The 24965-nt window shown below is 59.2% G+C and carries 27 protein-coding genes and 2 pseudogenes; 12 read left to right on the top strand and 17 right to left on the bottom strand.

Annotated features, from left to right (window positions below; translation table 11 throughout):
• Positions 1-21 precede the first annotated feature (21 nt).
• From fapB to AC1RR7_RS06345, 5 genes are all read right to left on the bottom strand, one after another.
• On the bottom strand, positions 22-594 hold the full coding sequence (gene fapB, locus AC1RR7_RS06365; RefSeq protein ID WP_096820321.1) for a fibril amyloid subunit FapB: 573 nt from the start codon (positions 592-594) through the stop codon (positions 22-24).
• Position 595: 1 nt separating this feature from the next.
• Entirely contained in the window at positions 596-1045 is a 450-nt protein-coding gene (gene fapA, locus AC1RR7_RS06360; RefSeq protein WP_493156697.1) for a functional amyloid chaperone FapA, read from the bottom strand.
• Positions 1046-1391: 346 nt separating this feature from the next.
• Positions 1392-1916 carry an AAA family ATPase gene (locus tag AC1RR7_RS06355; RefSeq protein ID WP_493156695.1) on the bottom strand — a complete coding sequence of 175 codons (525 nt, stop codon included), beginning with the start codon at positions 1914-1916 and terminating at the stop codon, positions 1392-1394.
• A complete protein-coding gene (gene pnuC / locus AC1RR7_RS06350; RefSeq protein ID WP_102621332.1) occupies positions 1913-2476 on the bottom strand; it encodes a nicotinamide riboside transporter PnuC in 564 nt (187 codons plus the stop codon). Before pnuC ends, AC1RR7_RS06355 begins: the two co-directional genes overlap by 4 nt.
• A gap of 82 nt (positions 2477-2558) precedes the next feature.
• A complete protein-coding gene (locus AC1RR7_RS06345) occupies positions 2559-4193 on the bottom strand; it encodes a methyl-accepting chemotaxis protein (protein ID WP_493156693.1) in 1635 nt (544 codons plus the stop codon).
• A gap of 304 nt (positions 4194-4497) precedes the next feature.
• On the opposite strand from AC1RR7_RS06345, the gene AC1RR7_RS06340 reads away from it, so the two are divergent.
• A complete protein-coding gene (locus AC1RR7_RS06340) occupies positions 4498-5328 on the top strand; it encodes an undecaprenyl-diphosphate phosphatase (RefSeq protein ID WP_096820326.1) in 831 nt (276 codons plus the stop codon).
• Positions 5325-5753, top strand: a complete 429-nt coding sequence (locus AC1RR7_RS06335; RefSeq protein WP_273540252.1) for a DUF1294 domain-containing protein — start codon at positions 5325-5327, stop codon at positions 5751-5753. Before AC1RR7_RS06340 ends, AC1RR7_RS06335 begins: the two co-directional genes overlap by 4 nt.
• A 2-nt stretch (positions 5754-5755) precedes the next feature.
• Here the strand turns inward: AC1RR7_RS06335 and AC1RR7_RS06330 are convergent, their stop codons facing one another.
• Both AC1RR7_RS06330 and AC1RR7_RS06325 read right to left on the bottom strand, forming a co-directional pair.
• The gene (locus AC1RR7_RS06330; RefSeq protein WP_096820328.1) at positions 5756-6115 is read right to left on the bottom strand and encodes an MmcQ/YjbR family DNA-binding protein; all 360 of its coding nucleotides are present in this window, start codon (positions 6113-6115) and stop codon (positions 5756-5758) included.
• Positions 6112-7020, bottom strand: coding sequence for a LysR substrate-binding domain-containing protein (locus AC1RR7_RS06325; RefSeq protein WP_096820329.1), 909 nt, complete (start codon positions 7018-7020; stop codon positions 6112-6114). Before AC1RR7_RS06325 ends, AC1RR7_RS06330 begins: the two co-directional genes overlap by 4 nt.
• Before the next feature lie 127 nt (positions 7021-7147).
• On the opposite strand from AC1RR7_RS06325, the gene AC1RR7_RS06320 reads away from it, so the two are divergent.
• Together AC1RR7_RS06320 and AC1RR7_RS06315 are read left to right on the top strand one after the other, a co-directional pair.
• The gene (locus AC1RR7_RS06320; protein ID WP_096820330.1) at positions 7148-7759 is read left to right on the top strand and encodes an FMN-dependent NADH-azoreductase; all 612 of its coding nucleotides are present in this window, start codon (positions 7148-7150) and stop codon (positions 7757-7759) included.
• Between the two features lie 236 nt (positions 7760-7995).
• Positions 7996-9033, top strand: coding sequence for an alpha/beta hydrolase family protein (locus AC1RR7_RS06315; RefSeq protein ID WP_102621329.1), 1038 nt, complete (start codon positions 7996-7998; stop codon positions 9031-9033).
• A gap of 4 nt (positions 9034-9037) precedes the next feature.
• On the opposite strand, the gene AC1RR7_RS06310 is transcribed toward AC1RR7_RS06315, so the two are convergent.
• The 4 genes and pseudogenes from AC1RR7_RS06310 to AC1RR7_RS06295 form a co-directional block, all read right to left on the bottom strand.
• Positions 9038-10225, bottom strand: coding sequence for an MFS transporter (locus AC1RR7_RS06310; RefSeq protein ID WP_493156691.1), 1188 nt, complete (start codon positions 10223-10225; stop codon positions 9038-9040).
• 144 nt (positions 10226-10369) lie between these two features.
• Positions 10370-11956, bottom strand: coding sequence for an ABC-F family ATPase (locus AC1RR7_RS06305; protein WP_096820333.1), 1587 nt, complete (start codon positions 11954-11956; stop codon positions 10370-10372).
• Between the two features lie 12 nt (positions 11957-11968).
• Positions 11969-12433, bottom strand: a pseudogene (locus AC1RR7_RS06300) (tyrosine-type recombinase/integrase); the annotation flags it as partial.
• 79 nt (positions 12434-12512) lie between these two features.
• Positions 12513-12902: a hypothetical protein gene (locus tag AC1RR7_RS06295; RefSeq protein WP_102621326.1), complete on the bottom strand. Its 390-nt coding sequence runs from the start codon at positions 12900-12902 to the stop codon at positions 12513-12515.
• Between the two features lie 272 nt (positions 12903-13174).
• Between AC1RR7_RS06295 and AC1RR7_RS06290 the strand changes: the two genes are divergently transcribed.
• Together AC1RR7_RS06290 and lpxO are read left to right on the top strand one after the other, a co-directional pair.
• Positions 13175-13663: a hypothetical protein gene (locus AC1RR7_RS06290; RefSeq protein ID WP_493156689.1), complete on the top strand. Its 489-nt coding sequence runs from the start codon at positions 13175-13177 to the stop codon at positions 13661-13663.
• Between the two features lie 572 nt (positions 13664-14235).
• A complete protein-coding gene (lpxO, locus tag AC1RR7_RS06285; RefSeq protein ID WP_096820478.1) occupies positions 14236-15135 on the top strand; it encodes a lipid A hydroxylase LpxO in 900 nt (299 codons plus the stop codon).
• Positions 15136-15175: 40 nt separating this feature from the next.
• On the opposite strand, the gene ku is transcribed toward lpxO, so the two are convergent.
• Positions 15176-16036: a non-homologous end joining protein Ku gene (ku, locus tag AC1RR7_RS06280; protein WP_493156687.1), complete on the bottom strand. Its 861-nt coding sequence runs from the start codon at positions 16034-16036 to the stop codon at positions 15176-15178.
• 206 nt (positions 16037-16242) lie between these two features.
• On the opposite strand from ku, the gene AC1RR7_RS06275 reads away from it, so the two are divergent.
• Positions 16243-16566, top strand: a complete 324-nt coding sequence (locus tag AC1RR7_RS06275) for a hypothetical protein (protein ID WP_273540080.1) — start codon at positions 16243-16245, stop codon at positions 16564-16566.
• Between the two features lie 50 nt (positions 16567-16616).
• Positions 16617-17762: a PQQ-dependent sugar dehydrogenase gene (locus AC1RR7_RS06270; RefSeq protein ID WP_273540081.1), complete on the top strand. Its 1146-nt coding sequence runs from the start codon at positions 16617-16619 to the stop codon at positions 17760-17762.
• A 5-nt stretch (positions 17763-17767) separates the two neighbouring features.
• Here the strand turns inward: AC1RR7_RS06270 and rimI are convergent, their stop codons facing one another.
• The gene (gene rimI, locus AC1RR7_RS06265; RefSeq protein WP_493156685.1) at positions 17768-18871 is read right to left on the bottom strand and encodes a ribosomal protein S18-alanine N-acetyltransferase; all 1104 of its coding nucleotides are present in this window, start codon (positions 18869-18871) and stop codon (positions 17768-17770) included.
• A 92-nt stretch (positions 18872-18963) separates the two neighbouring features.
• Between rimI and AC1RR7_RS06260 the strand changes: the two genes are divergently transcribed.
• Together AC1RR7_RS06260 and AC1RR7_RS06255 are read left to right on the top strand one after the other, a co-directional pair.
• Complete coding sequence (locus AC1RR7_RS06260; RefSeq protein WP_493156683.1) at positions 18964-20538, top strand: RimK family ATP-grasp domain-containing protein; 1575 nt, start codon at positions 18964-18966, stop codon at positions 20536-20538.
• Between the two features lie 7 nt (positions 20539-20545).
• A complete protein-coding gene (locus tag AC1RR7_RS06255; RefSeq protein WP_273538164.1) occupies positions 20546-21469 on the top strand; it encodes a magnesium transporter CorA family protein in 924 nt (307 codons plus the stop codon).
• On the opposite strand, the gene AC1RR7_RS06250 is transcribed toward AC1RR7_RS06255, so the two are convergent.
• Positions 21450-21788 (bottom strand): DUF2834 domain-containing protein, encoded by a 339-nt coding sequence (locus AC1RR7_RS06250; protein WP_273538163.1) that lies wholly within the window; start codon positions 21786-21788, stop codon positions 21450-21452. The two genes, AC1RR7_RS06255 and AC1RR7_RS06250, sit on opposite strands and share 20 nt — an antisense overlap.
• A 251-nt stretch (positions 21789-22039) precedes the next feature.
• Here AC1RR7_RS06250 and ilvA point away from each other — a divergent pair.
• A pseudogene (gene ilvA, locus AC1RR7_RS06245) lies at positions 22040-23029 on the top strand (threonine ammonia-lyase, biosynthetic); the annotation flags it as partial.
• A gap of 26 nt (positions 23030-23055) precedes the next feature.
• Here ilvA and eco read toward each other — a convergent pair.
• Complete coding sequence (eco, locus tag AC1RR7_RS06240; RefSeq protein WP_493156680.1) at positions 23056-23541, bottom strand: serine protease inhibitor ecotin; 486 nt, start codon at positions 23539-23541, stop codon at positions 23056-23058.
• A gap of 370 nt (positions 23542-23911) precedes the next feature.
• Between eco and AC1RR7_RS06235 the strand changes: the two genes are divergently transcribed.
• Complete coding sequence (locus AC1RR7_RS06235; protein WP_096820345.1) at positions 23912-24181, top strand: DUF1652 domain-containing protein; 270 nt, start codon at positions 23912-23914, stop codon at positions 24179-24181.
• On the opposite strand, the gene AC1RR7_RS06230 is transcribed toward AC1RR7_RS06235, so the two are convergent.
• Positions 24178-24576 carry a hypothetical protein gene (locus AC1RR7_RS06230; RefSeq protein ID WP_096820346.1) on the bottom strand — a complete coding sequence of 133 codons (399 nt, stop codon included), beginning with the start codon at positions 24574-24576 and terminating at the stop codon, positions 24178-24180. The genes AC1RR7_RS06235 and AC1RR7_RS06230 overlap by 4 nt on opposite strands.
• Positions 24577-24666: 90 nt before the next feature.
• Entirely contained in the window at positions 24667-24936 is a 270-nt protein-coding gene (locus tag AC1RR7_RS06225; RefSeq protein ID WP_493156678.1) for a DUF2790 domain-containing protein, read from the bottom strand.
• Positions 24937-24965: the final 29 nt, after the last annotated feature.

Raw genomic sequence — 24965 nt, 5'->3', positions numbered from 1 at the left:
TTGCACTGCTTCTTGTTTGGGTCAGTCAGCGACCCGGATGCTCAGGGTGTTAGCCATTCGGTTCCCCACCCCGGCACTCTGGTTCACCTGGATTACCCCTCGGCTGCCGGTGAAGGCCTGATCACTTGTCGTGACCTGGCGACTGCCGGGTGAGGTACCAGTTGCTCCTGAGCTCGGTAACAACGCCACGTTCTGTTGGGAAAGGGCGCTATCGTCAACGCTCTGCGGCGCAGCGCTGATGCTGATGCGCATGGCGTTGGCCATCTGGTTGTTGGCCCCGGAACCCTGGTTCACGCCCAGTGCACCGTTGCCGTTACTGAATGAGGTACCGCCGATGGTGGAGCTCGCGTTGATCGAGCGGTCGGCGGGGGTATCGAGTTTCTGGTGAATGGTGGTGGTGGCGCTGGCCGACGTGCCGATGGCAATCGACTTGACGTTGGTCTGTTGCTGTTGGTCGCCGGCGGCCTGGTTGACGTTGAAGTTGCCGTTGTACTGCACGCCGGAGTTCTGAATGTTGGCGCTGTCCACGGCGCTCGGATCGGCCATGACGCTGGTGCAGCCAAGCAGAGCAAGCAGGAGCAGGGAACGATTCATCTTATTGGCCTCCGGACATGCGGGTCAGCGGAGCCAGACCGGTGCTGAGGGAGCGGTTGATGGTGTTGGAAATCGTGCCACCGCTACCGCCGCCATGACCGGCTCCCATGCCGGGCAGACCGTTTGGATTGGTCAAGACGTTGGTGCCGGGCAGGCTTGACCCTACGGCCATGTTTCCGCGAATGGATGCACCACTGGCTACACTGGCAAATTCACCGTCACTGAGTTCGGTGCTGGTCATTGCCTGGTCGATACGACCCGAAGGGTTGGCATTCACGGTGGTCGGGTAAGGGTCTTTGCCGGGAGCGCTGCGTCCGATGGGGATGGGCTGGACGTCGCGATTGAGCACGATCACGCCATTGCCTTCGGCCTGAACGTTGAAACTGAGGAAAGTGCTGGCAGCTGATCCGATCAGCAGAAGGCAAGTGAAGGCTTTATTGAAATTTCCCACGGCGGCAATTCCTTCTTCAGTGGGCTGGGCCTGGTCAGCGTTGTGAAGGAGAGAGCGAAAGCTGTGCCGCTTTTTAAATATTCAAGGATCTCAATGGGTTGGATGGATGGCGTGCAGCCTTGATACAAAAGCTGTTTCACGATTGAAACAACCCCCTGTCGGTGCAGGTGGCTATAGTCGTTGCAAAGCTCTGGAACAAGGGTTTGCGAGCATGTGTTTCACAGGCGTAACAAGTCGGGTGACAAAGCGATGAAGGCCGTTGAGACGGGCACTTTGCACCCGAGGGAGTGTTTCAGGATCGGACACTTTAGCCCCAAAGCAGGGGAAACCGACCCGGGAAACGGGGTCAGCCTTGCAGCAGGTTTCGCACGGCGTCGAAAGCTTGGATCTGCCGTGCGGCCCAGTCGCCCTGAATGATCCGGACCGGTTGGCGATGCTGCTCCAGCCAGGCCTTTGTGGCGTTGTAGAACGCCAGTCGTTCACTCAGTTGCGGCTGGCAGCGTTGGCCATCGTCAGTCCAGTCGATCTGCTCCGGGGAGAGCAACAGGTGCAGGTCGTAATGGCGGGCCAAAAGCTCCGTTTCCAGCCAGGCCGGGCAGTCACCGAACAGCGTCTGGCTCCACAACATGTTGCTCAACAGGTGCGTGTCGAGGATCAGCAGCGGCGGTTGTTGCGCTCGTGCGTCGTCTTCCCATTGCAACTGGCCGCGAGCGATCTCGGGGATATCGGCGAGGCAGGTGTCCCGTGGGTTCTGCTCGATGAACCAGCGCACGTACTCGTCCACCCGCAGGCCGCCGAACTGTTGCTGAAGACCGGCCGCCAGCCAGCTCTTGCCGCTGGACTCCGGCCCGGTGAGGACGACGACTTTCATGTGCGCAACGCCGGATCGGCGCGCCATTCCCGCCAGCCCAGCACCGCGATCAGGGTGAACAAGGCGTACAACGCTGCGGTGAGGTAAAGCGCCTTATAAAGGAACAGGCCGACGAAGATCACATCCAGCACGAACCACAATGCCCAGCATTGCAGGCGCTTGTGAGCCATCCAGAATTGCGCGACGAGGCTGAAACCGGTCAGTGCGGCGTCGAGCCAGGGTTGCGCGGCATCGGTCCAGTGCGCCATGGCGGCGCCCAGCAGCAGACTGCCGACGCTGCCGATGGCCAGCCCTTTGAGGATTGAAGGCGTGTCGAGCCGGCTGACCTGACGGCCGTCATGCATCGTCCCGGCCCGGGTCCATTGCCACCAGCCGTAGACTTGCAGGGCGGCGTAAACCACCTGCAGCAACATGTCCGAATACAGCTTCACCTCGAAGAAGACCCAACTGTAGAGCAGCACCATGACCAGCCCGATCGGCCAGCACCAGGGATTCTGTTTGACCGTCAGCCAGACGGCGATCACACCGAGGGCGGCGGCAAACAGTTCGAGCCCGGACATGCAAGATCCTTGGAGGGAGTAAAAGAGGGGGCGGATTGTACCCAAAAACCTGTGGGAGTGAGCCTCCCACAGGGCAACAACGTCAGACGCGGAACTGGCGCAGCAATCCGTTCAACTGCTCGCTCAACTGGCCCAGCCGCACACTGGCGGCACTCGACTGCTCAGCGGCCATTGCGGTGCTGTGGGACAGGCCGGCGGCCTGGGTGACGTTCTGGTTGATGTCCTCGACCACGTGCGCCTGTTGCAGGGTCGCACTAGCGATCGAAGCGTTCAGGCCGTTGAGGTTGCGCAGCGCCTGGCCGATGGCATTCAGGCTCGCACCGGCCAGTCCGGCCTGCTCGATGGTCAGTTGTGAAGCCTTGCTGCTGTCACCGATCACTTTCACGGCGGCTTCGGAATGGTTTTGCAGACGCTCGATCATCGACTGGATTTCCGCCGTGGAGTTCTGCGTGCGTTGCGCCAGCAGGCGGACCTCATCGGCCACCACCGCAAAACCACGCCCCTGTTCGCCGGCACGGGCGGCTTCGATGGCGGCATTGAGCGCCAGCAGGTTGGTCTGTTCGGCAATCGAGCGGATTACCTCCAGAACGCTGCCGATCTGCGTGCTTTCGGTCGCCAAAGTACGAATGACTTCGACCGCCTGATCGATGGTGCCGGACAGTTTGTCGATCTGTTGCAGGCTGCCGTCGATGTTGATCTGGCCCTGTTGCGCCTGCGCCTCGGCATCACGCATTTCGTTGGCGGCATGCTCGGCGTTCTTCGCCACATCCTGCACGCCGTAAGTGACTTCGTTGATGGCGGTCGCCACCAGTTCCATCTGCTGCGACTGTTGCTGGCTGCGCTGCTGGGCCTGACTTGCGTCATTGCCCAGTTCAGTGGAGGACTGGCCCAGCGCACTGGCCGACACCTGCAAATCGCCGATCACCCGGCGCAGCTTGGCGGTGAAGGCATTGAAGTGATGCGCCAACTGCGTGACTTCGTCCTGACCGTGGATGTCGAGGCTGCGGGTCAGGTCGCTTTCGCCGCTGGCGATGTTGGCCATGGCGTTCACGGTTTCCTGCAACGGGCGGACGATGCTGCGGGCAATCAGGATCACCAGCACGCCCATGATCAGTGCGATCACCAGGCCGACGACGGAAGCCTTGATGACCTGGCCCTGAAACTCGGCCTGTACATCGTCGACGTACACGCCGGAACCCAGTACCCAGCCCCATGGCTCGAACAGTTTCACGTAGGAGGTCTTGGCCACCGGTTCACTGGCACCGGGTTTCGGCCAACGGTAGTCGACCATGCCGGCGCCCTTGGATTTGGCGATGGCAACCATTTCGTTGAACACCGCAAAACCGTCCGGATCGCGGATCGCCGAGAGGTTCTGGCCTTCAAGCTTGGGATTGGTCGGGTGCATGACCATCACGGGCGTGAGGTCGTTGATCCAGAAGTAATCGTTCTGGTCGTAGCGCAGGCCGCGAATCGCGGTCAGTGCCTGCTTCTGGGCGGCGTCGCGGGTCAGGGTTCCGGCCGCTTCCAGGCCCTGGTAATAGGTCAGCAAACCGCTGGCGGTCTGCACCACATGCTGGGTTTTCTGGGCCTTGGCGTGATACAGGTCATCGTGGATCTGCTTGAGCATCAACAGGCCCAGGGTCAGCAGCATGACCACCGCCACAATCAAGATGAGCCACAAGCGTCGGCTGATCGACACACTGCGCAAGCTGTTCATAACGCTGTCACTCCGATTTCTTTTTCTTGTAATAAATCACCGCCAGCATCCAACCACGTTTCCATGGCCGGGCATACGCGACCCAAGTCGTAGAACGCGGCAGCGCTATTACGGCTTGTCTGATAGGATTTCGGCCCCGCGCGTGAAAACCTGAACCCAAGTTGCCATTTCACGGAATTTTGACTGTTTCGTGTGGATCCTTTGCGCGCGGAATCGGTACAGCAACAAACAGCTACGCTGAACGCAGTGAACGTAAAAAAATACTATCGGGGCATGCCGCTGAGCATCGCTCTTTGGGGGATTGATGGATCTTTGGACCGCCTTGCAGGCACTGATTCTTGGAGTTGTAGAAGGGCTGACGGAGTTTTTGCCCATTTCCAGTACCGGACACCAGATCATTGTCGCCGACCTGCTGAACTTCGGTGGCGAACGCGCCATGGCGTTCAACATCATCATCCAGCTCGGCGCGATTCTCGCGGTGGTCTGGGAGTTTCGCCGCAAGATTCTCGACGTGGTCATCGGTTTGCCGACTCAGCCGAGTGCGCGACGCTTTACCGCCAACCTGCTGATCGCCTTCCTGCCCGCCGTGGTGCTGGGCGTGATCTTTGCCGATCTGATTCACAAGTACCTGTTCAACCCGGTCACCGTGGCGACGGCGCTGGTGGTGGGCGGCATCATCATGTTGTGGGCCGAGCGTCGGCAGCATGAAGTGCACGCCGAAACCGTGGACGAGATCACCTGGAAAGATGCACTGAAGGTCGGCTTTGCCCAATGCCTGGCGATGATCCCGGGCACCTCGCGCTCCGGCTCGACCATCATCGGCGGCCTGTTGTTCGGCCTGTCACGCAAGACCGCCACCGAGTTCTCGTTTTTCCTGGCGATGCCGACCATGGTCGGTGCGGCCGTGTACTCGGGCTACAAGTACCGCCAGCTGTTCGTGCCGGCGGACTTCCCGGTGTTTGCCATCGGTTTTGTCACGGCGTTCGTTTTCGCCATGATCGCTGTTCGCGGCTTGCTGAAGTTCATCGCCAGCCACAGCTACGCGGCATTCGCCTGGTACCGGATCGTTTTCGGCCTGTTGATTCTGGCGACCTGGCAATTCGGCTGGGTGGACTGGGCGGCGGCCAAGGCATGAGTGATTCCCGCGCACGCCGTCCGGATCGCGGCCCGTCCGGCGGCAACATTCAGCATCTGAAGTTGAAGCTGGTGGTGTTGCTGATCGTCTGCGCATTGCCAATGTTCGGCTCGCTGTCGATGTGGCTGCGCGGAATTTCACTGGTACCGCTGACGGCCTACGGAATTGTCAGCGTGCTGGCGTTTTTCCTGTACTGGGCCGACAAGCGCAAGGCCCGCGCCGAGGCCTGGCGCACCCCGGAGAACGTCCTGCACGCCGTGGAACTGGCGGGCGGCTGGCCGGGTGCGTTGATCGCCCAGCAAGTATTCCGGCACAAGACGCGCAAGGTGTCGTTTCAGATTCTGTTCTGGGTGATTGTCGCGCTGCACCAGGTGTTCTGGATCGATCAGTTGTTCCTCGGCTCGAACCTGTTGGCGCTGGGTTAGGGCTACAGCAGCAAACCCACCTGGGTTTTCTTCGGCAGCTTGCTCACCACCAACTGGTGGGAACGTTGCAGCAACCCTCGCAGTTCCTCGGCGCCCAAAGGGTAGGGCGGGTGCATGATGATCCACTGCGCCCGTGCCAGATACGGCGCCGGGTGAATGCCCGGCCGGTCGCAATGACCGAGAAACAGATCCTTGTCGACCTTGAACGCCAGCGACTCACCGCGCAGCCCCTGCAGGGCGAACATCTTGTTACCGGCAATCGAAAACACCCGCACGCCGCCCCATTTGTAGTCTTCTTGAGCGCCGGGCAATGCCAGGCAAAAATCCGCGACGTCCGCTTCGCTCAACTTTCCTTGTTTCATAACAATCGCTCTCCACAGGCATTAAACGACTCAACCAGATGATCGATCCAGGCACGCACCGCCGGCATCACTCCTCGCCGGTGCGGATACACCGCTTGCAACCAGCCGCCGGGCAATGACCATTCCGGCAGCAACTGCACCAGCGTGCCGTTGTTCAGTTCCGCTTCGCAATACATCATCGGCAGCAGGGTGAAACCCTGGCCGGCCAGCACGCAGGCCTTGCGCACGATAAAATCGTCGATCCCCAGCCGGGCCTCCAGCGCCAGATCGCAACTCTTGCCGTGCTGATCGAGCAGGCGCACATGCACCATGCGATCGGCTTCCAGTGCGCCCAGCACCGGCAGGTTTTTCAGATCCTGCGGGTGATTGATTTCCAGACCCTCTATAAAAGATGGGCTTGCCACGACCACCATTTGCGCCTGGCGCAAACGGCGGGTGACCAGCATCGGCTCTTCGGTGCCGTGCTCGCGCACGCGCAGGGCCACGTCGATGCCTTCGGTGATCAGATCGACCCGGCGATTGATCAGGGTGACTTCCAGTTGCACCTGCGGGTACTTGCCCAGGAAGTTGCTGATCACCATCGGCAGCATTTCATGGGCAAGCCCCGTCGGGCTCGAAACCCGCAGACGTCCACGGGGCTCGCTGGACATACTGGCCACCGTCTCATCAGCCATTTCCGCTTCCAGCAGCATCGCCTGACAATGACGCAAATAGCGCTCGCCAACCGCAGTCAGCTTCAGTTGGCGGGTGGTGCGTTGCAGCAAGCGCGCGCCGAGGCGTTCTTCCAGTTCGGCGATCCGCCGCGAGAGTCGCGACTTGGGAATGCCCAGCAAACGGCCGGCAGCGGCAAATCCGCCGGCCTCGACCACTTTGGCAAAATAGTAGAGATCGTTGAGGTCTTGCATGGGGAAATCCGACTGTTCTATCAGTGGGACAAACTATCGCATTGTTGCCGTCTAATCAGCTATTGGTTTCGTAGGTAGGATTGTCTCCATTCCGTCGCCACCGGCGATTCTTTCCAGGAGATTCCAAATGAAACTGCTGCACATCGATTCGAGCATTCTGGGCGACAACTCCGCTTCCCGTCAGCTGAGCACCGAAGTCGTCAAAGCCTGGCAAGCCGCTGAGCCAGCTGCTGTCGTGACCTATCGCGACCTGGCTGCAGACGCCATCAGCCACTTTTCGTCGACCACTCTGGTCGCCGCCGGCACCACCGCTGAACTGCGCAACGCCGCACAACAGCACGAAGCCGAGCTGAGCGCCACCACCCTGGCCGAATTCATCGCCGCTGACGCCATCGTCGTTGCCGCGCCGATGTACAACTTCACCGTTCCAACCCAGCTCAAGGCCTGGATCGACCGCATCGCCGTCGCCGGCCAGACCTTCCGCTACACCGAAGCCGGCCCTGAAGGCCTGTGCGGTGGCAAGAAAGTCGTGATCGTCTCCACCTCGGGCGGCATTCACGCCGGTCAGGCTTCGGGCGTTGCTCACGAAGACTACCTGAAACTGGTGTTCGGCTTCCTCGGCATCACCGACATCGAAATCGTCCGTGCCGAAGGCCTGGCCTACGGCGAAGAAGTTCGCAACAATGCCATGAGCGCGGCTCACACCCGTATCAGCGAGCAACTGTTCGCCGCTGCGTAAGGCTTGCGTAAAGAACAGCTCTCGTTCAGGCAATACCCAAAAAACTCTGTATTCTGGTTCTGCAAGGGCCAGATACGGAGTTTTTTGTTTCCGACTGTTACATAATCTGGCCCGGGTTATGCAGTCTGATGATCAACGTCTGAGTGCAACGCCGCGCCGGATCACCGAACCTCGGAGTTTCGGGCGTCGTAACACAACGGATCTTTCGATTGAGTAACAACAGGGTGGGGCATCCCATGATGCGTCTTTGTGCAACGTTACTGATTTGCCTGCTCGGCAGCCTGAATTCAGTGCACGCAGCCCCCGGCCAGCACCCGCGCTGGAGCGTCGGTTATCACGAGATGACGTTCCTCGACCCGCTCGACCTGCAACCGATGCGCGCCATCGCGTTCTACCCCTCCACCGACCGCGAACACATGAGCCTGCTCGAGGGTTACTCGGTCGAAGCCGGCGAAGACACCAAGGTCGCCCTCGGCCGCTTTCCGATGCTGATGCTGTCCCACGGCAATACCGGCACGCCACTGGCGCTACACGACCTCGCCACGTCGCTGGCCCGCAAGGGCTTTGTGGTGGTCGCGGTGATTCATCCCGGCGACAACTCCAAGGATCACAGCCGCCTCGGTACCTTGAGCAACCTCTATGGGCGCCCGATCCAGATTTCCGAAGCCATTACCGCCACCCTCGGCGACCGCATGCTTGCACCGTTCGTGAACGCCGATCAGGTCGGCGTGATCGGTTATTCGGCGGGGGGCGAGACCGCGTTGATTCTTTCCGGCGCGCAGCCTGACCTGGATCGCCTGCGCCGTTACTGCCAGGAACGTCCGGACGACCGCGACGCCTGCAACACTCAGGGCGAACTGATCGTTGATCGCGATGACTTGCAGCCGGTGGCCGATCCGCGCGTGCATGCGTTGCTGCTGATGGCGCCGCTGAGCCTCAAGTTTGGTCGTCACACCCTGGCCGACGTGCATGTGCCGGTGCTGCTGTACAGCGGCGACGGCGACAAACTGGTGGCCTTCGACAAGAACGCCGCCGCCCTGGCGCGCAAACTGCCGACTGCGCCGGACTTCAAGTTACTGGCCGGGGCAGGGCACTTCGTGTTCATGGCGCCGTGCAATGAAGAGCAGATCCGCGCGATGCCGGCCCTGTGCACTGATGCTGACGGCGTAGATCGTGAAGACATTCACCGCAACCTGATTTCCGAGGCCGGGCGGTTCTTCTCCCATGCGCTGGGCAAACCGGATCGGGCCGGGATGCAGACGGCGGATCAGTAAAGGCTCAGGCCATCGCCCGACGCTTGAGCCACAACGTCAACGCCAGTCCGGTCACGGACAGCAGCGCTACGATCAGGAAAATCCACGAATACCCCAGATTCAACGCCACCGCGCCCATCAACGGCCCGGCAATCGCCAGCGCCAGATCGAAAAACACCGCGTAGGCACTCAGCCCGGCCCCGCGGCTGGAGTTCGGCACTTGCTTGATCGCTTCAACCCCCAGCGCCGGATACACCAGTGACAGACCAAACCCGGCCAGGCCAGCGCCAATCAGTGCATACCCGGTCGACGGTGCGAGCCACAGCAGCAACAGGCCGACGGTCTCGATGCCCATGCAGGCGATGGCGGACGCAAAGCCGCCAAATCGAGCGATGGCGGAAATGAACAGCAGCCGCGACAGGATGAAGCACACGCCGAACACCGTCAGGCAGTACGCGGCGCCGGTCCAGCCGCGATTGAGGTAATAAAGGGTGATGAAGGTGGTCAGGGTGCCGTAACCGATCGAGGCCAGGCTCAAGCTGGCACCAAATGGCGCTATCCGCCCGAACACCGCCCAGAATGGCAAACGCTCGCCACGCACCACCGGCACCGAAGGTTTGTTGCGGATCAACAGCAGGGCACCGGCCGCCAGTACCGATAATGCGATCCCCAGGCTGGTAAAACCGTAATCGGCCACCATCAGCACGCCCAGCGGTGCGCCGATCGCAATGGCGCCGTAAGAAGCAATGCCGTTCCAGCCGATGGAGCGGGCGGTGTGTTCCGCGCCCACTTGGCCCATGCACCAACTGATGGTGCCGACACCGATCAAACCCTGCGCAATGCCGAGCAGCAAACGCCCGGCGATCAAAATGATCAGGCTCGCGAGCGGGAAGTCCTGCAGCAGTGTGGAAATCAGCGTCAGCAAGCCGCTGAGCACAATCCCTGACAAGCCATAAACGATCGCCCGTTTGGTCCCGACGGTATCTGACATGCGCCCGGCCATCGGCCGGCTGAGCAGGGTGGCCAGGTACTGCGAGCCAATCACCAGCCCCGCAACGATAGCGCTGAAACCCAATTGCTCATGTACATAGCCGGGCAACACCGCAATCGGCAGACCGATGCAGAGGAAGGCAATAAAGGTATAGAAAACGATGGAGACGATCTGCAGGGTGATCGCCATGGAGCTTTGCGGTGGCTGTTGCTGCGCAGACATGAGGACTCGTTCGCGGGCGGCGGTGGGAGAGTCCGCATCATGGCGTGGTGCTGAAATAAAAGGAAGCAGGCTAACTATTTTTCCTCGGCGCAAAAAAAAGCCCTGTCACAAGGACAGGGCTTTCCGTTTACAGCTCGAATCGACTCAGAACACTACGCCTTGGCTGCGCAGGTAATCGTCGTAGGTGCCGCTGAAGTCGGTCACGCCGTTCGGGCTCAGCTCGATGATGCGCGTGGCCAGGGACGATACGAACTCACGGTCGTGGCTGACGAAAATCAGCGTGCCCGGGTAGTTTTCCAGCGCCAGGTTCAGCGCCTCGATCGATTCCATGTCCAGGTGGTTGGTCGGTTCGTCCATGATCAGCACGTTCGGCTTTTGCAGGATCAGCTTGCCGAACAGCATGCGACCTTGCTCACCACCGGAGATCACCTTCACCGACTTGAGGATCTCGTCGTTGGAGAACAGCATCCGGCCCAAAGTGCCGCGAATCATTTGCTCGCCCTGAGTCCACTGACCCATCCAGTCGAACAGGGTGACGTCGTCTTCGAAGTCGTGAGCGTGGTCCTGAGCGTAGTAGCCCAGTTCGGCGGCGTCGGTCCACTTGATGCTACCGGCATCCGGCGTAAGTTCGTTGACCAGGGTGCGCAGCAGGGTAGTCTTGCCGATACCGTTCGGGCCGATGATCGCAACGCGCTCGCCCGCTTCAACCTGGAAGCTGAAGTCCTTGAACAGCGGCTTGCCGTCGAAGCCTTTGGCCATGTGCTCGACGATGACCGCCTGGCGGTGCAGCTTCTTGTTCTGGTCGAAGCGGATGAACGGGCTCACCCGGCTCGAAGGCTTGACTTCGGCCAGCTGGATCTTGTCGATCGCCTTGGCGCGGGAAGTGGCCTGCTTGGCTTTCGAGGCGTTGGCCGAGAAGCGGCTGACGAACGATTGCAGTTCCGAGATCTGCGCTTTCTTCTTGGCGTTGTCCGACAGCAACTGCTCGCGGGACTGGGTCGCCACGGTCATGTATTCGTCGTAGTTGCCCGGGAACAGGCGCAGCTCACCGTAGTCCAGGTCAGCCATGTGAGTGCACACGCTGTTCAGGAAGTGACGGTCGTGGGAGATGATGATCATCAGGCTGTTACGCTGGGTCAGAACGTTTTCCAGCCAGCGAATGGTGTTGATGTCCAGGTGGTTGGTCGGTTCGTCGAGCAACAGCACTTCCGGATCGGAAAACAGTGCCTGCGCCAGCAACACGCGCAGTTTCCAGCCCGGCGACACTTCGCTCATCGGGCCGAAGTGTTGCTCGATGCCGATCCCCAGGCCCAGCAACAGTTCGCCGGCACGGGATTCGGCGGTGTAGCCGTCCATTTCAGCGAATTCGGTTTCCAGTTCGGCCACGGCCATGCCGTCTTCTTCGCTCATTTCCGGCAGCGAGTAGATGCGATCGCGCTCGGCCTTGACCTTCCACAGCTCTTCGTGACCCATGATCACGGTGTCGATCACGGTGAATTCTTCGTAGGCGAACTGGTCCTGGCGCAGCTTACCCAGACGCACGTTCGGCTCGAGCATGACCTGACCGCCGGACGGGTCGAGATCGCCGCCGAGGATTTTCATGAAGGTCGACTTGCCGCAACCGTTGGCGCCGATGAGACCGTAACGGTTACCCGCGCCGAATTTGACCGAAACGTTTTCGAATAGCGGCTTGGCGCCGAACTGCATCGTGATGTTAGCTGTGGAGATCAATTGCTTTACCTATCAATGGGTTGCGAGCCGCACATCTGGCGCTTGGGCCATTCCTGGGGCATTTTGGAGCTTTTCCATCTCTCCCCGGTCGCCACTGGAATTGAGCCAGCGGGCATAGGTCGAGAGCAGCATCTGGACGCTGTGTCCAAGCTGTTGGGCTATAAAGGCGGGATTCATGCCAGACATTACGCATATTGTCGCATAAGTATGACGGCAGTTGTACGGCGGCCGATAACGAACCTTCAGCCTTTCCAGCGCAGGGCCCCATCGTTTGTACAGATCCGACGTCTGCTTGATGTCTTCGCTCTTCCTGGAAGGCCGGAACACGCAGAGCTTAGTCTCGACCTTGCCAATCCCCTTGGCGCGTCGGTGGGTGTTCTGGCGGGCAAGCTCGAGCGCGTGGGGCGCGCGTTCGTTCAGTAGCACAAACCGATCCTTGCCGGTTTTGATTCGTTCCTCGAGCATGCCGTAGCCCAAGGAAACCCTGAAGGCAAATAGCAAAAATAACTGCCCACAGAAAGGGGCAGTCAGGGATGTTGTGTTTCGGCTTCGGTTGTCAGGCCAGCAGATACGCAATAGATGCGATGGTGGCAGCGTATGCTGTTAGTGAGTAGTAAAAGATGGAGTGCTGAGCTTTTTTGAGATCATCTTTTGTAACCATTTGCAGGAGAATTGAATTTGCTTTTTCTGTGGCTTCATTTGTTTTGATAGATGTCAGGTTTAGCTTTTCCTGGATTTTCTCAAGAATGGCTGCCTGATTTTTGGCTGGAGTAACATCGTGGATTAATGCCGCCTTTGCTCTTTGGCGAATGGACAGCGGGGCGCTTTCATCCAGAGCGATCGAAGAGGCGAAAGCGACAACGGATTCGGGTTGTAAAATATCTGCAGTTGCTGCGTTATTGGTTAAGTTAATCTTGCCTGTGAGTGACCCGACTTCTTGATTCATTTAATGCCCACTCCTTGAGCGATGTTTCTAGCGTATTAATATTTCGCATCCCCGCTTTCATGCGGTCAGGATGCTTTCCGGTGGGCATCATAACGTGATGTCAGGCATACGTCGCGACAACTTGCTTGACCCTTTCAAGGGATGTAAAAGCATTGCATTCTCACCCACTTTATATGTGAGGTGTTGCTGTCTCCGCTTGTCGCTTGTGGTTGAACTGGATGTCACTGCGCGAGTCCTAGAGGGCAGTAAAATCAACCCTTGTGGATGCCATCATGCGTTTAAAAAAGAAAAACCTCGTTGTCGTCATGTCGTGCGTAATGATGTTTGCGGCGGCGCCGTTATTGCCTGCTGAACTGTCCATCGTGGCTTCTGCCTTTGCCAAGGATGGTGGTGGTCATGGCGGTGGTGGTGGCGGTGGTGGTGGTGGCGGAGCAGGTGGCGGTGGCAGTCACGGCGGCGGTGTTGGCGGTGCTGGACATGGAGGCGACAGTGCCGGGCACTCAGCCAGCGCCTCCAGCAATGGCCGCGCCGAAGGCCAGGAGGCGGACCATGCCGGCAGGGCCGTTCGCGATCACGGCGTGAGTGGCCAACACACCGGACGTGATCACAACACTGACCGTGGGCACGGAACAGCGACCTCGGGTGTCGCGCACTCTAAAGCCACACGGGGCTTGTCGAAGGCCACGGCGATCTCGGCCACAACACCGGGCGATCACAACACCAAGGGATTGAGCAAGGCCAGCCTTTCAACCTCCAAATAAACGCGGTTCGCTACTCACCAGGCCTTCGTACTTCGTTGAGCGTTTGTCCTGGTGATGCACCCTGATCGCGCGTCTCCCTTTCCAGCACTCTCGTCCAGGCACCCGCGCCATCTATACGTTGTGGCGCGGGTTTCGCTCGTCTGGTAAAAAAACGATGAGTCCAGCGCCTGAATGCTCAGAGGCAAACTCTGCAGCGCCTCTCTGATTTCCTCGATATCGTTCCAGGAGATCCAATCCTCAAGCTTCAGTCAGGTGCCGCGTCTGGCCCGCTGTCTCCACTTCCTCTCGTCAAACTCGATCTGCTGTAGCGCTGATGCGACAGGCACGGCTCACTGGCGTGAAGCCTCCGCGGTTGCCATTTGGCAGATTCAGCGGACAGTTTTTCACAGATGAGGTTCACCTTTGGTTACAAAGTATGGCTAAAATGCCATCCGATCACCCAATAGCCGCTAACGGCATGGGCTCAAGGAAGTGCCACCGGGATAGTATTTGTATTCATGCCACTGCATCAGACCCTGGGCCACCGGCCGGCAGGCGCGCAGTTTGTTCACTTTTGACGTGTGACGATTTCCGTGAAACTCATCATTGCTGCTATTTATGTCATTTCCATTGCATACGTTCACCTGCGTGGTCGTGTGCGCCACAAACTGGGCCGCCAGCTGAGCGATCACTCGACGTTCTTGGCCCCGATCAACTGCTTCCTTTATCTGTTTTCGAAGAATCCGAACAAGCCCTACCTTGATCCGAAGGATTTTCCCGATCTGAGCCCGTTGCAGGCTCATTGGGAGGAAATCCGTGAGGAAGGGCAGAAGCTGCTGCGTGCCGGCGAGATCAAGCGTTCCAACCAGTACGACGATGTCGGTTTCAACTCCTTTTTCAAGACCGGCTGGAAGCGTTTCTACCTGAAATGGTACGGCGACAGCCACCCGTCGGCGCTGCAACTGTGCCCGCGCACCACCGAACTGGTGCAGAGCATCGGTTCGATCAAGGCGGCGATGTTCGCCGAACTGCCGCCCGGCTCGAAACTGGTGCGTCACCGCGACCCGTATGCCGGTTCCTACCGTTATCACCTGGGCCTGGAAACGCCGAACGACGCCGGTTGCTACATCAACGTCGATGGCGAGAACTATCACTGGCGCGACGGCGAGGCGGTGATGTTCGACGAGACCTACATTCACTACGCGGAAAACACCACCGACAAGAACCGCATCATTCTGTTCTGCGATGTCGAGCGTCCAATGAAGTACCGCTGGGCGGCCGCGTTCAACGGCTGGTTCAGCCGTACCGTGATGTCGGCCGCCGGTGCGCCGAACGATGCGGGCGACCGCACCGGCGGTATCAACCGCTTGTTTACCAAGATCTACAAGATTCGCCTGCGCGGCAAAGAGCTGAAAAAGCGCAATCGTAAGCTCTACTACCTGGAAAAGTGGGCGATCTTCGGCGGTCTGCTGGCGATCTTCATTCTGATCTGATGAATCGGGCGACTGTTGAAAGACAGTCGCCCGATTTTATTTACGAGGCCTTTTTGGTTTTTTTGGCCGTCGTTGTCTTGCTGGCTGCCTTGGCCTTCGATTTGGCGGCAGTCTTGCCACCCAGGCTACGCTTGAGCAGCTCCGTCAGATCGATCACATCAGCAGATTTGCGCTCTTCTTCGCCGTCAACGGTCTCAACGTCCTCGATCTTGCCTTCATGGGCCTTCTTGTCCACCAGCGCCATGATCTTGTCTTCGAACGCGTCGGTGTAATCTTCGGGTTTCCAGTCGGCGCTCATGTCTTCAACAAGCCGTTTGGCCATGTCCAGCTCGGCTTTGGCCAGTTGCGGTTTGGTCACCTCGCTGCCCAGCGCCAGTTCATCGAGGCTGCGCACTTCCTGTGGCCAACGCAATTTCACCAACACCAGTGCCGACTCCAATGGCATCAACGCCGCCAGATACTGGCGTGTGTGTAGAACCACGCGGGCGAGGGCGACCTTTTGGGTTTTGCTCAGGGTTTCGCGCAATAACGCGTAGACCTTGCCACCGCGTTTGTCCGGGGCCAGGTAGTAGGGGGTGTCGATGTTTTGCAGCGGGATCTGCTCGCTGTCGACGAAGGCGAAGATGTCGATGGTTTGGGTCGAAACCGGGTGCGCCGAACGGATTTCCTCCTCGCTGAGCACCACATACCGACCTTTTTCGAACTGCACGCCTTTGACGATGTGCTCCTTGGTGACTTCCTTGCCGGTGACCTTGTTGACCCGTTTATAGCCGACCGGGTCCATGCTGCGGCTGTCCAGCCAGTCGAAATCCACGCCCCGGGATGAGGTTGCCGAGACCAGCGCCACGGGGATGTGCACCAGACCGAAACTGATTGCGCCTTTCCAGATTGCCCGAGCCATGGTGACGTTCTCCGAGTGATATTCGGGTGACCCGTGGCCCGGCGCAAAAGTTTCCACTGTCTTCGGGGGGAAGGCGGGAGGCAGGTCAAACCGTGTTACACCTTGTTTATCGGTGACGGGTTAACAGATCCGAACCCTGGGCGTAGCGTGGACTCGAAGGCTCTAAGCCACATGCATCAAAACACGCGCATCGAGAGAGGCCGTTCATGAACCGTTTTCTGCTTGGCATCGCATTGCTGGCCCTCAGTAGCGGGGCGGTTCATGCCGATACCCTGTTACTGGCGCAAAGCCCGACCGGCAACAGCAATAATCCTTACAACAGCCCGATTCACAGGGCCAACCCCAACAGCATGCAGGGCACGCAGCCCGCCAATCCGGTGATCCGCGGGCCGAATACCGTCCCCGTCACTCGACCGCCCACGGTGGAAAACGGCGGAATCGGCAATGGCCAGCCTCTGCGGTCGGTGCCGAGTACACCGCCGAAATTCATTCCCAACCCACCCGCCCGTGACGGCGAGAGCAACCGTTGAATGGCAGAACCGTTTCTGCCAGCCCTTCAATCGAACAAAAGGAATCGTGCATGTTGCGTAAAACCCTTTTAGCCGGCCTGTGTGCCAGCGCAGTGATCTGCAGCCCGGCATTCGCTGCCGCCTCGAAGGAACTGCAAAGCGAACAGGGCACCCTCGAAGTCACCACCATTACGCAGGGTCTTGAGCATCCATGGGCCTTGGCGTTCTTGCCGGATCGTCAGGGCATGCTGGTGACAGAACGCCCTGGTAACCTGCGGGTAGTGGGCATGGACGGCAAACGATCGGCGCCCATCGAGGGCGTTCCGAAGGTCTGGGCCAAGGGGCAAGGCGGGTTGCTGGATGTGGTGCTGTCGCCGGACTTCAAACAGGATCGGCTGGTGTACCTGTCCTACGCCGAGGGCGGTGGCGCCGGTGACAAGGCCGGGACGGCGGTCGGGCGCGGGCGTCTGTCGGATGACCTGAAAACCCTCAAGGACTTCACTGTTATTTTCCGTCAGGAACCGAAGCTGTCGGTCGGCAATCACTTTGGCTCGCGGCTGGTGTTCGACCGTGACGGTTATCTGTTCATCACCCTCGGCGAAAACAACGACCGGCCAACTGCGCAGGATCTGGACAAATTGCAGGGTAAAGTCGTGCGGATCTATCCGGACGGCAAGGTGCCGGATGACAACCCGTTTGTCGGCCAGTCCAGTGTGCGTCCGGAGATCTGGTCCTATGGCCATCGCAACCCGCAGGGTGCAGCGCTCAATCCATGGACCGGCACGTTGTGGGAGAACGAACACGGCCCGCGCGGTGGCGACGAGGTGAACATCATCGAGCGCGGGAAAAACTACGGCTGGCCGCTGGCAACCCACGGCATCAACTATTCGATGCAGCCCATCCCGGAAGCCCAGGGTAAAACCGTCGAAGGTACTGTCTCACCGCATCACGTCTGGGAAAAGTCACCCGGCGTCACCGGCATGGCGTTCTACGATGCCGATCGTTTCAAACCCTGGCAGCACAACGTATTCATCGGCGCACTGGCCACTCAGGAGCTGATCCGCCTGCAATTCGACGGTGACAAGGTGGTGCATGAGGAGCGTTTGCTGGGCGATCTGAAACAACGTATCCGTGATGTACGCCAGGGGCCGGATGGTTACCTGTATGTGCTGACAGATGAGTCCGACGGCTCGCTGTACAAGGTCGGACTCAAATGAGCACTTCATGCGGGTGAGCGGGCGTAGAGCACTACCGCCGCCCGCAGCTTGCCGCGCCCGAAGCGGCACATTTTTTCGAACTCTCCATGGCTGACCGGCACATGCTGGCAGTCCATGGGCAGGCGATGCTGGCTGTGGTCGACATCCGGGTCATGCAGGTAGACGAAATCTTCGTCGCAATCGGTGACGATCACCCAATGCGGCGATTTGGAGCGGGTCAGACGATAGCTGCTGATCAGCACCAATGGTTGCCCGCCGGCGTTTAGCAGTCGGGGTAAATCCAGTGTCGTGCCGATGATTTGATCTACGTCGGTGTCGTTCAGTTGTGCCATGAACTCGTCATGCACCAGGCGCATGACGTCTTTTTTATGCGCGTCGCGCACGCCGTCGAGAAACAGCGGCCCGGTCATGCTCAGTTGCAAACGCACGCGAAACCCTCGGCGCCATGCCGCCAATGCCAACCCTTGAGGGCTGCAACCGCCATGGCCGGCGGTCATGAACACGGTGGTCGCTTCACGCCAGAGCTGCAACTCCTCGCGGCGCTCCAGCAAGCGATGAGCCTGCAACGCGCCCATGGCCATCAACAAACACGCCGGACCACAGGTGAAATCGGTGGTTTGCCGGTAATAGGGCACCTTGATGCTGCGTGAGTCGTGGTGTTGAAGGATGCGTTTTTCCAGGCGCAAGGCGTCCGCGTGGTCTTCGTAGTAGTCGTGAATCAGCGCAAAGCGCCGATAGCCACTGCGTTCGTACAGCGCGATGGCGGCGGGGTTGTCGGTGCGCACCTCCAGTCGCAGGTAAGCGCAGTCGTGCTCAAGGGCGCACGACTCGATGCGTTGCAGCAATTGCTTGCCCAGACCACCGCCCCGGGCTTCGGGGGAAATGGCGATGGAATACAACCGCGCAAGCGACGTGCCGCAATGGAACAGCACCAGCGCATAACCCAGCAGCTGACCCTCGCGTTCGGCCACCAGCAACTGGCCGTGGGCGCGGGTAATCATCCATTGAAAGCTGCGGCGGGTGAGCCGGTCCGTGGTGAAGCAGTGCATTTCCAGCGCCAGCAGCGCCGGTAAATCATCAACTGTCGCCAAGCGAAAAACAGTGTTCATATGACCGCCGTAAAAGTTGCGTAACGAAACGGGACTTTCGAAAAAGTTCGTGCTTAATAGAAAAGGTCTTGTTCTCCAACGGATCAATTTCTATGTCAGCGGTACAGGGTCATTGGCGCGAAGTATCCAAGCAAAGTTTGCCACCGGCAACTTATTTAAAACCGCAAATAAGAACTTCAAGTCAAGTGTTGATCATCGTCGAACGCAAGGAGGACTGGGCCTCCTACTTTCCCAGCGAAGACATCCTGACGGCGCAGGAATACCTCGAACAACCCCCCGACAATGAGCCGGGAAAACGGGTGCAGGTGATCAACCTGTGCCGCAGCTACAAGTATCTGGGCCACGGCTACTACTGCTCGTTGCTGGCCGAGGCTCGGGGCCACAAGGTGATTCCGTCGGTACGCACCATCAGCGAACTGACCCGGAAATCCCTTTATGGCCTGGCTCTGGATGACCTGGATAAAACCCTGGAAAAAGCCCTCAGCCATCACCTCTACAGTGATACTGAAGGTTTTACGCTGACACTTTATTTCGGCAGAACGCATATCGAGCCGTTGCAGGATCTGGCCCGACAATTGTTTGAAGTGTTTCCGTGTCCGATTCTGTTAGTTGAATTCCGTAGAACTAACGGTTGGCACATCGAAGGCATCAAGTTCGGTGCCCTGCACAAGTTGCGCGATGATCAGGAAGATCAGTTCGCCAACGCGCTGGACGGTTTCAGCCGCAAGATCTGGCGTGTACCGCGCTCGCCGCAAGTGGCGCGTTATGACCTGGCGATCCTGCACGATCCGCAGGAAGCCTTGCCGCCGTCCAACGCCCGTGCGCTGGAAAACTTCGTGCGAGTCGGCAAAGGCATGGGTATCGATGTCGAACTGATCGAACGCAAGGACTACGCACGACTGGCTGAATACGATGGCTTGCTGATCCGCGAGACCACCAGCGTCGACAACCACACCTACCGCTTCGCCAAGAAGGCAGAAAGCGAAGGGCTGGTGGTGATGGACGACCCGACGTCGATCCTGCGCTGCACCAACAAGGTCTATCTCACTGACCTGCTCAACAGCCACCAACTGGGCATGCCGGCCACGGAAATTCTCTACAAGGAACGACCCGAAGACTTCGAACGGGTCGGCGAGCGTCTCGGCTTTCCGTTGGTGCTGAAAATCCCCGACGGCTGCTTCTCCCGGGGCGTGATCAAGGTCGAGAGCCAACAGGCATTGCTCGAAGCTACCGCCGAGCTGTTCGAACACTCGGTGCTGTTGCTGGCCCAGGAGTTTTTCTACACCGAGTACGACTGGCGCATCGGCGTACTCAACCGCAAACCGATCTTTGCCTGTCAGTACTTCATGTCCAAGGGGCACTGGCAGATCTACAACCACAAAGCCAAGGGCCAGGACGTCAACGGCGAGTGCCGCACGCTGGCGATCCACGAAGCGCCGCGTGCCGTGGTGGAACTGGCGGTGAAGACCGCCAACCTGATCGGCGACGGACTGTATGGCGTGGACCTGAAACAGGCCGGCGACAAGGTCGTAGTGATCGAGGTCAACGACAACCCAAACCTCGACGCCGGCATCGAAGACGCTTACTTGCAGGACGATCTGTATTCGCTGGTGCTGGAGGAGTTCGTGAGGCGTCTGGAACTCAAACGCCGCGGTCAGGCCTGGTGACCGGCCGATGATCAACAGCTTTGCACTGAGCCACGGCGCCTTGCAGCGGGTCGAGCGGCTGGACGCCGAGGTGATGCTGTTCAGCAACCCCGACGCTGGCGAGCGCGACGTGCTTCACAGTCATTTCAAATTGGACGAACACGCGTTGGCCTCGGCGCTGGACCCGGACGAGGTGTCGCGGATCGAGTTTCACCCCGACCATCTGTTCCTGATCTGGAAGCGTCCGGAGAACTATTCCGGCGGCGGCAGCCTGGCGTTCGAGGTGTCGTCCTGCGGTTTGCTGTTTTCGCCGGGCCAACTGTTGGTGATCGCCACCGATGAGACGCCGTTGCACGGTCTCGGCACGCGCCGGCCACTCAATACACCGCTGGATGTGTTGCTGGACCTGCTGTTCAACAACATCCATCACTACCTCGGGCACCTGAAGGTGATCAAACTGGTTGCCCGGGAGTTGCAGCAGAAATTCAACGCTTCGATGCAAAACCAGCATCTGGTGCAGATGTTCAACCTCAGCGAAAGTCTGATCTATTACATCAACGCGCTGCACAGCAACGGCGCGGTGCTCACGCGGCTGCGCAACCACGCGGAAAAGCAACATTTCGGCAGCGAAGCCATCGGCCTGATCGACGACCTGATCATCGAAAACAACCAGTGCTACAAGCAGGCGGAAATCTACTCGACGGTGTTCTCCGGGCTGATCGACGCCCGGGGCAACCTGATGAACAACAGCATGAATAACCTGCTGCGCAAGCTGACGCTGATCAACGTGGTGTTTTTGCCGCTCAACCTGATTGCGAGCATTGGCGGCATGTCGGAATTCAGCATGATGACCGCCGGGACACCGTGGTGGGTGTCGTACCCGATATTCCTGGCGGTGATGCTGTTGGGGGCGGGCGGGATGCTGTTCGGGCTCAGGCGTCTGGCGAAATGACGGTGGCCGGGCGTTTGCGATCCTGCAGGCCTCGGACCACCAGATAAAGCAATGGTCCAATGGATACAAACACCGCCGTCAGCAACAGATATGGCACTACCGAGCAGCCCGATTGCCCACGCTTGCGCGCATCCTTGAACATCCAGATGCCGGCCAGGGTCGCCAGCAGATAAAGATCGATCACCACCTGCGCAGTGTCTGGCCGCGACATCAGGCCGATGCCGAAGTCGATCAGCGATTGCTCGGCTTGCAGCATCACGCCAACGGTGTAGCCGCTGAAGGCAATCAACGCGGCGAAGGGCAGGGCGATGGACATCATGTATTCCTTCCTTGGGCAGATGAGCGAAAGGCCAGCCTACAGACCCGCCGCAAAAATCGCCATTGACTTGCCAGCAACGCCCGGGCTAATTTCGAGCCCATGACTTCCACCGTACTGCGCTGCCAGCCAAGCATTATTACCGCCATTCCTCATTTGGCGGGCTAGCTCACGACTGCAGCACCCAACCCGCCCTAGAGGCGGGTTTTTACTTTCTGTCTCCGGGGTTCTGAATCAAACGTCAGGAGACGACCATGCGCCACAGCCCCGCCCAGCAAGCCCTGCTTGAGCAGTACGTGAAAAAGATCCTCGCCGCGCCGGTGTATGAGCTGGCGGTGCGCACGCCGTTGCAACCGGCGCCGGCCTTGTCCGAAGCGCTGGGCAACCGGATCCTGCTCAAGCGCGAAGACCTGCAACCGACGTTCTCCTTCAAGATCCGTGGCGCCTACAACAAATTGGTGCAACTGAGCGACGAGCAAAAGGCGCGCGGGGTGATCACGGCGTCGGCGGGTAATCACGCTCAAGGCGTAGCGCTGGCGGCGCGTGAATTGGGCATTGCTGCGACTATCGTCATGCCGGCCACAACACCTGAGTTGAAAGTGCTGGGCGTCAGCAGTCGCGGCGCCGAGGCATTGCTGCATGGCGAAAGCTTTCCGTTTGCCCTGGCCCACGCACTGCAACTGGCTGAGCAGACCGGGCGAACGTTCGTCTCGCCGTTCGACGACCCTGATGTGATCGCCGGCCAAGGCACCGTCGCCATGGAAATCCTGCGCGAACACCAGGGCACTCTGGACGCAATTTTCGTCCCGGTGGGCGGTGGCGGGTTGATCGCCGGCATCGCGGCATACGTCAAATACTTACGGCCGGAGGTGCGGATCATTGGCGTGGAGTCGGAGCACTCGGCCTGCCTGAAGGCTGCTTTGCAGGCAGATGAACGGGTGGTGCTGCCGAGCGTGGGCACCTTCGCCGATGGCGTTGCGGTGGCGCAGATCGGCGCCTACGGGTTCGAGATTTGCCGTTTCTGCGTGGATGAAGTGATCACCGTCAGCAACGACGAACTCTGCGCAGCGATCAAGAATATCTACGACGATACCCGCTCGATCACCGAGCCTTCCGGGGCGCTGGCGGTCGCGGGCATCAAACAGTACGTGGCGCAAACCGGCGCACGGAACCAGACGCTGATCGCCATCGATTCCGGCGCCAATATCAACTTCGACAGCTTGCGTCACGTCGCCGAGCGGGCGGCGGCGTGCGGTGTTGTGGCTTGAGATTATTCGGGAATGGCGACGCCGACCTTGTCCGAAGCCGACCAGATGCGATAACGCACTTCGACATCCGACGGTGCGTAAACCACGATGGGCAGTTTGCTGTTGTAACGCACGGTGAAGCCGTCACCGATCACCGGGACGAAGGCGCGTTTTTTCTGGGTGCCGGGTGGGCAGGCCATCAGCGTGCTCATCGGGCCGCTGACTTTTTCCAGGCGGTAGAACGGATAGCCCCAGCCTTCGAGGTTTTTCTCTTCAAGGGTGCCGCCCAGACGCTGGCGGTTGCAGTCCACCTCAAGGGTCTTGCCGGCGAGGATTTCGACTTTGAAGTTGTCTTCCTGTGCCTGCTGCGGCAAATGGATGACCTGACGAGTGAAGCCCGCTTCGGCTTTGGGGTAGGGCGCCGTGTCTTCGAGTTTGGCGGCGTGGGTGAGGGTAGACAGGCTGGCGAGCATCAGGCCGGCGGTCGCGTAAACAGTGAAATTTCTCATTGAAGCCTCCTGGCGGGTGTACGTTGGTAGACGGGCATTCTCACTGTCATGGGCGGTGAATGCAAACCGCCAGCCGCTTGCAAATTGCAGTGCCTGCACGATCGGATCTTGCATTTTGCAACTGGCTAGTTGCCTGCTTTTTTGCCAAACCATTGATTTTGAAGGAGGAGAAATCGACCCGATGAAAGGCACGGTTTATGCGTTGATTTGGTGCGGCGCACCGAGTTTGTGCGCCTACACTCCAATGGGCATTTCGCAGTACAGCCGCTTGCCACACCCAGGGATTCAGCGGGGACACACCCGTGGGGAGGCGTGGTAACGGTCATGTGAATACTTGATTGGCAGTCTCACAGTAAGGAGAGGGTTCGCCATGTTTCTGTCTGCCTTGGAACTACGCAATATCATTGAAAGCAGCTTTCTGCCGAAACGCTGCCAATGCACGCTGTCCCCGGATCTGTCGATGACCGTCAAGGTGTATGGCGATCACCAGACCGATCAGGTTGATTTGCTGGTGAGTGGCATCGATGCCAGTCACTTGAACAGCTGTCGCGAAATCAACGGCCTGATCGCCGGGTTGCGCTCGGATCTGGCGCAACACACGGCAACCCATCATTCATTGCCGCGATCAAAAGCCGTTTAACCGACCGTTTCACCCAGTTCGATCGTCACGCGCCGGGCCTGGACAAAACCGAGGCCCAGCGCGAACTCGACCAGCACCGCGAGCAGAATCCCGGGGCCGGCGTGGCCGTTGAGCCATTCTGCGAAACCCAGCACCGCCAAACCAAAACAGCCGACGATAAAACCGTTGCTCAGTGCATTGCGCGCGATCGACACCGGCGCATTGCGCACCAGATAAAACATCACCCCCAACGCTGCAAACAGCACCGCCATGCGTCGAGCTACAAAACCTGCGGCCTCGGAGTATTCAATGCTCCAGATCGAAAGCAGCACCTGCGGCGCCAGGCCCCAGGCCAGTGCCAGCAAGAAACACAGACTAAAGGTGACGGTCGACAACGTGCGAAACGACAACTGCATGGCGAATCCTTGCGGCAGTGAGAAGTGACCCGAGGATAACCTTCGAGACCCTTGCTCGCCTACCGCAAAGCCGCAATTCAGAGCTTTCTGTCAGTTCTGGAAGTCGCAGGCGTCAGACATTTTCCGGTAAGTGATTTCTTCGGGTTTGCCTGACGTATCGATGTACTTCATGTCGGCATCGATCACCTTGCAGGTCTTTGCGGGCTGCTCGGTCATCGAGACCACTTTGGCCACATTCAAAGGCATGCCGTAGGTGTAAGGCACGGCTTTGGTTGTTGCGGTGGTGTCATTGGCCTGGGCCAACCCGGCAAACGCGGTGCAGGCGAGGGCGGTGGTGAGCAGAAACGGACGAATGTTCATGGAGTGACTCCCGTGCGACGGAAAGAAAG

This window comes from Pseudomonas sp. GW821-FHT11G12, from assembly GCF_058808055.1.
This window is presented reverse-complemented; position numbering and strand designations above follow the sequence as displayed.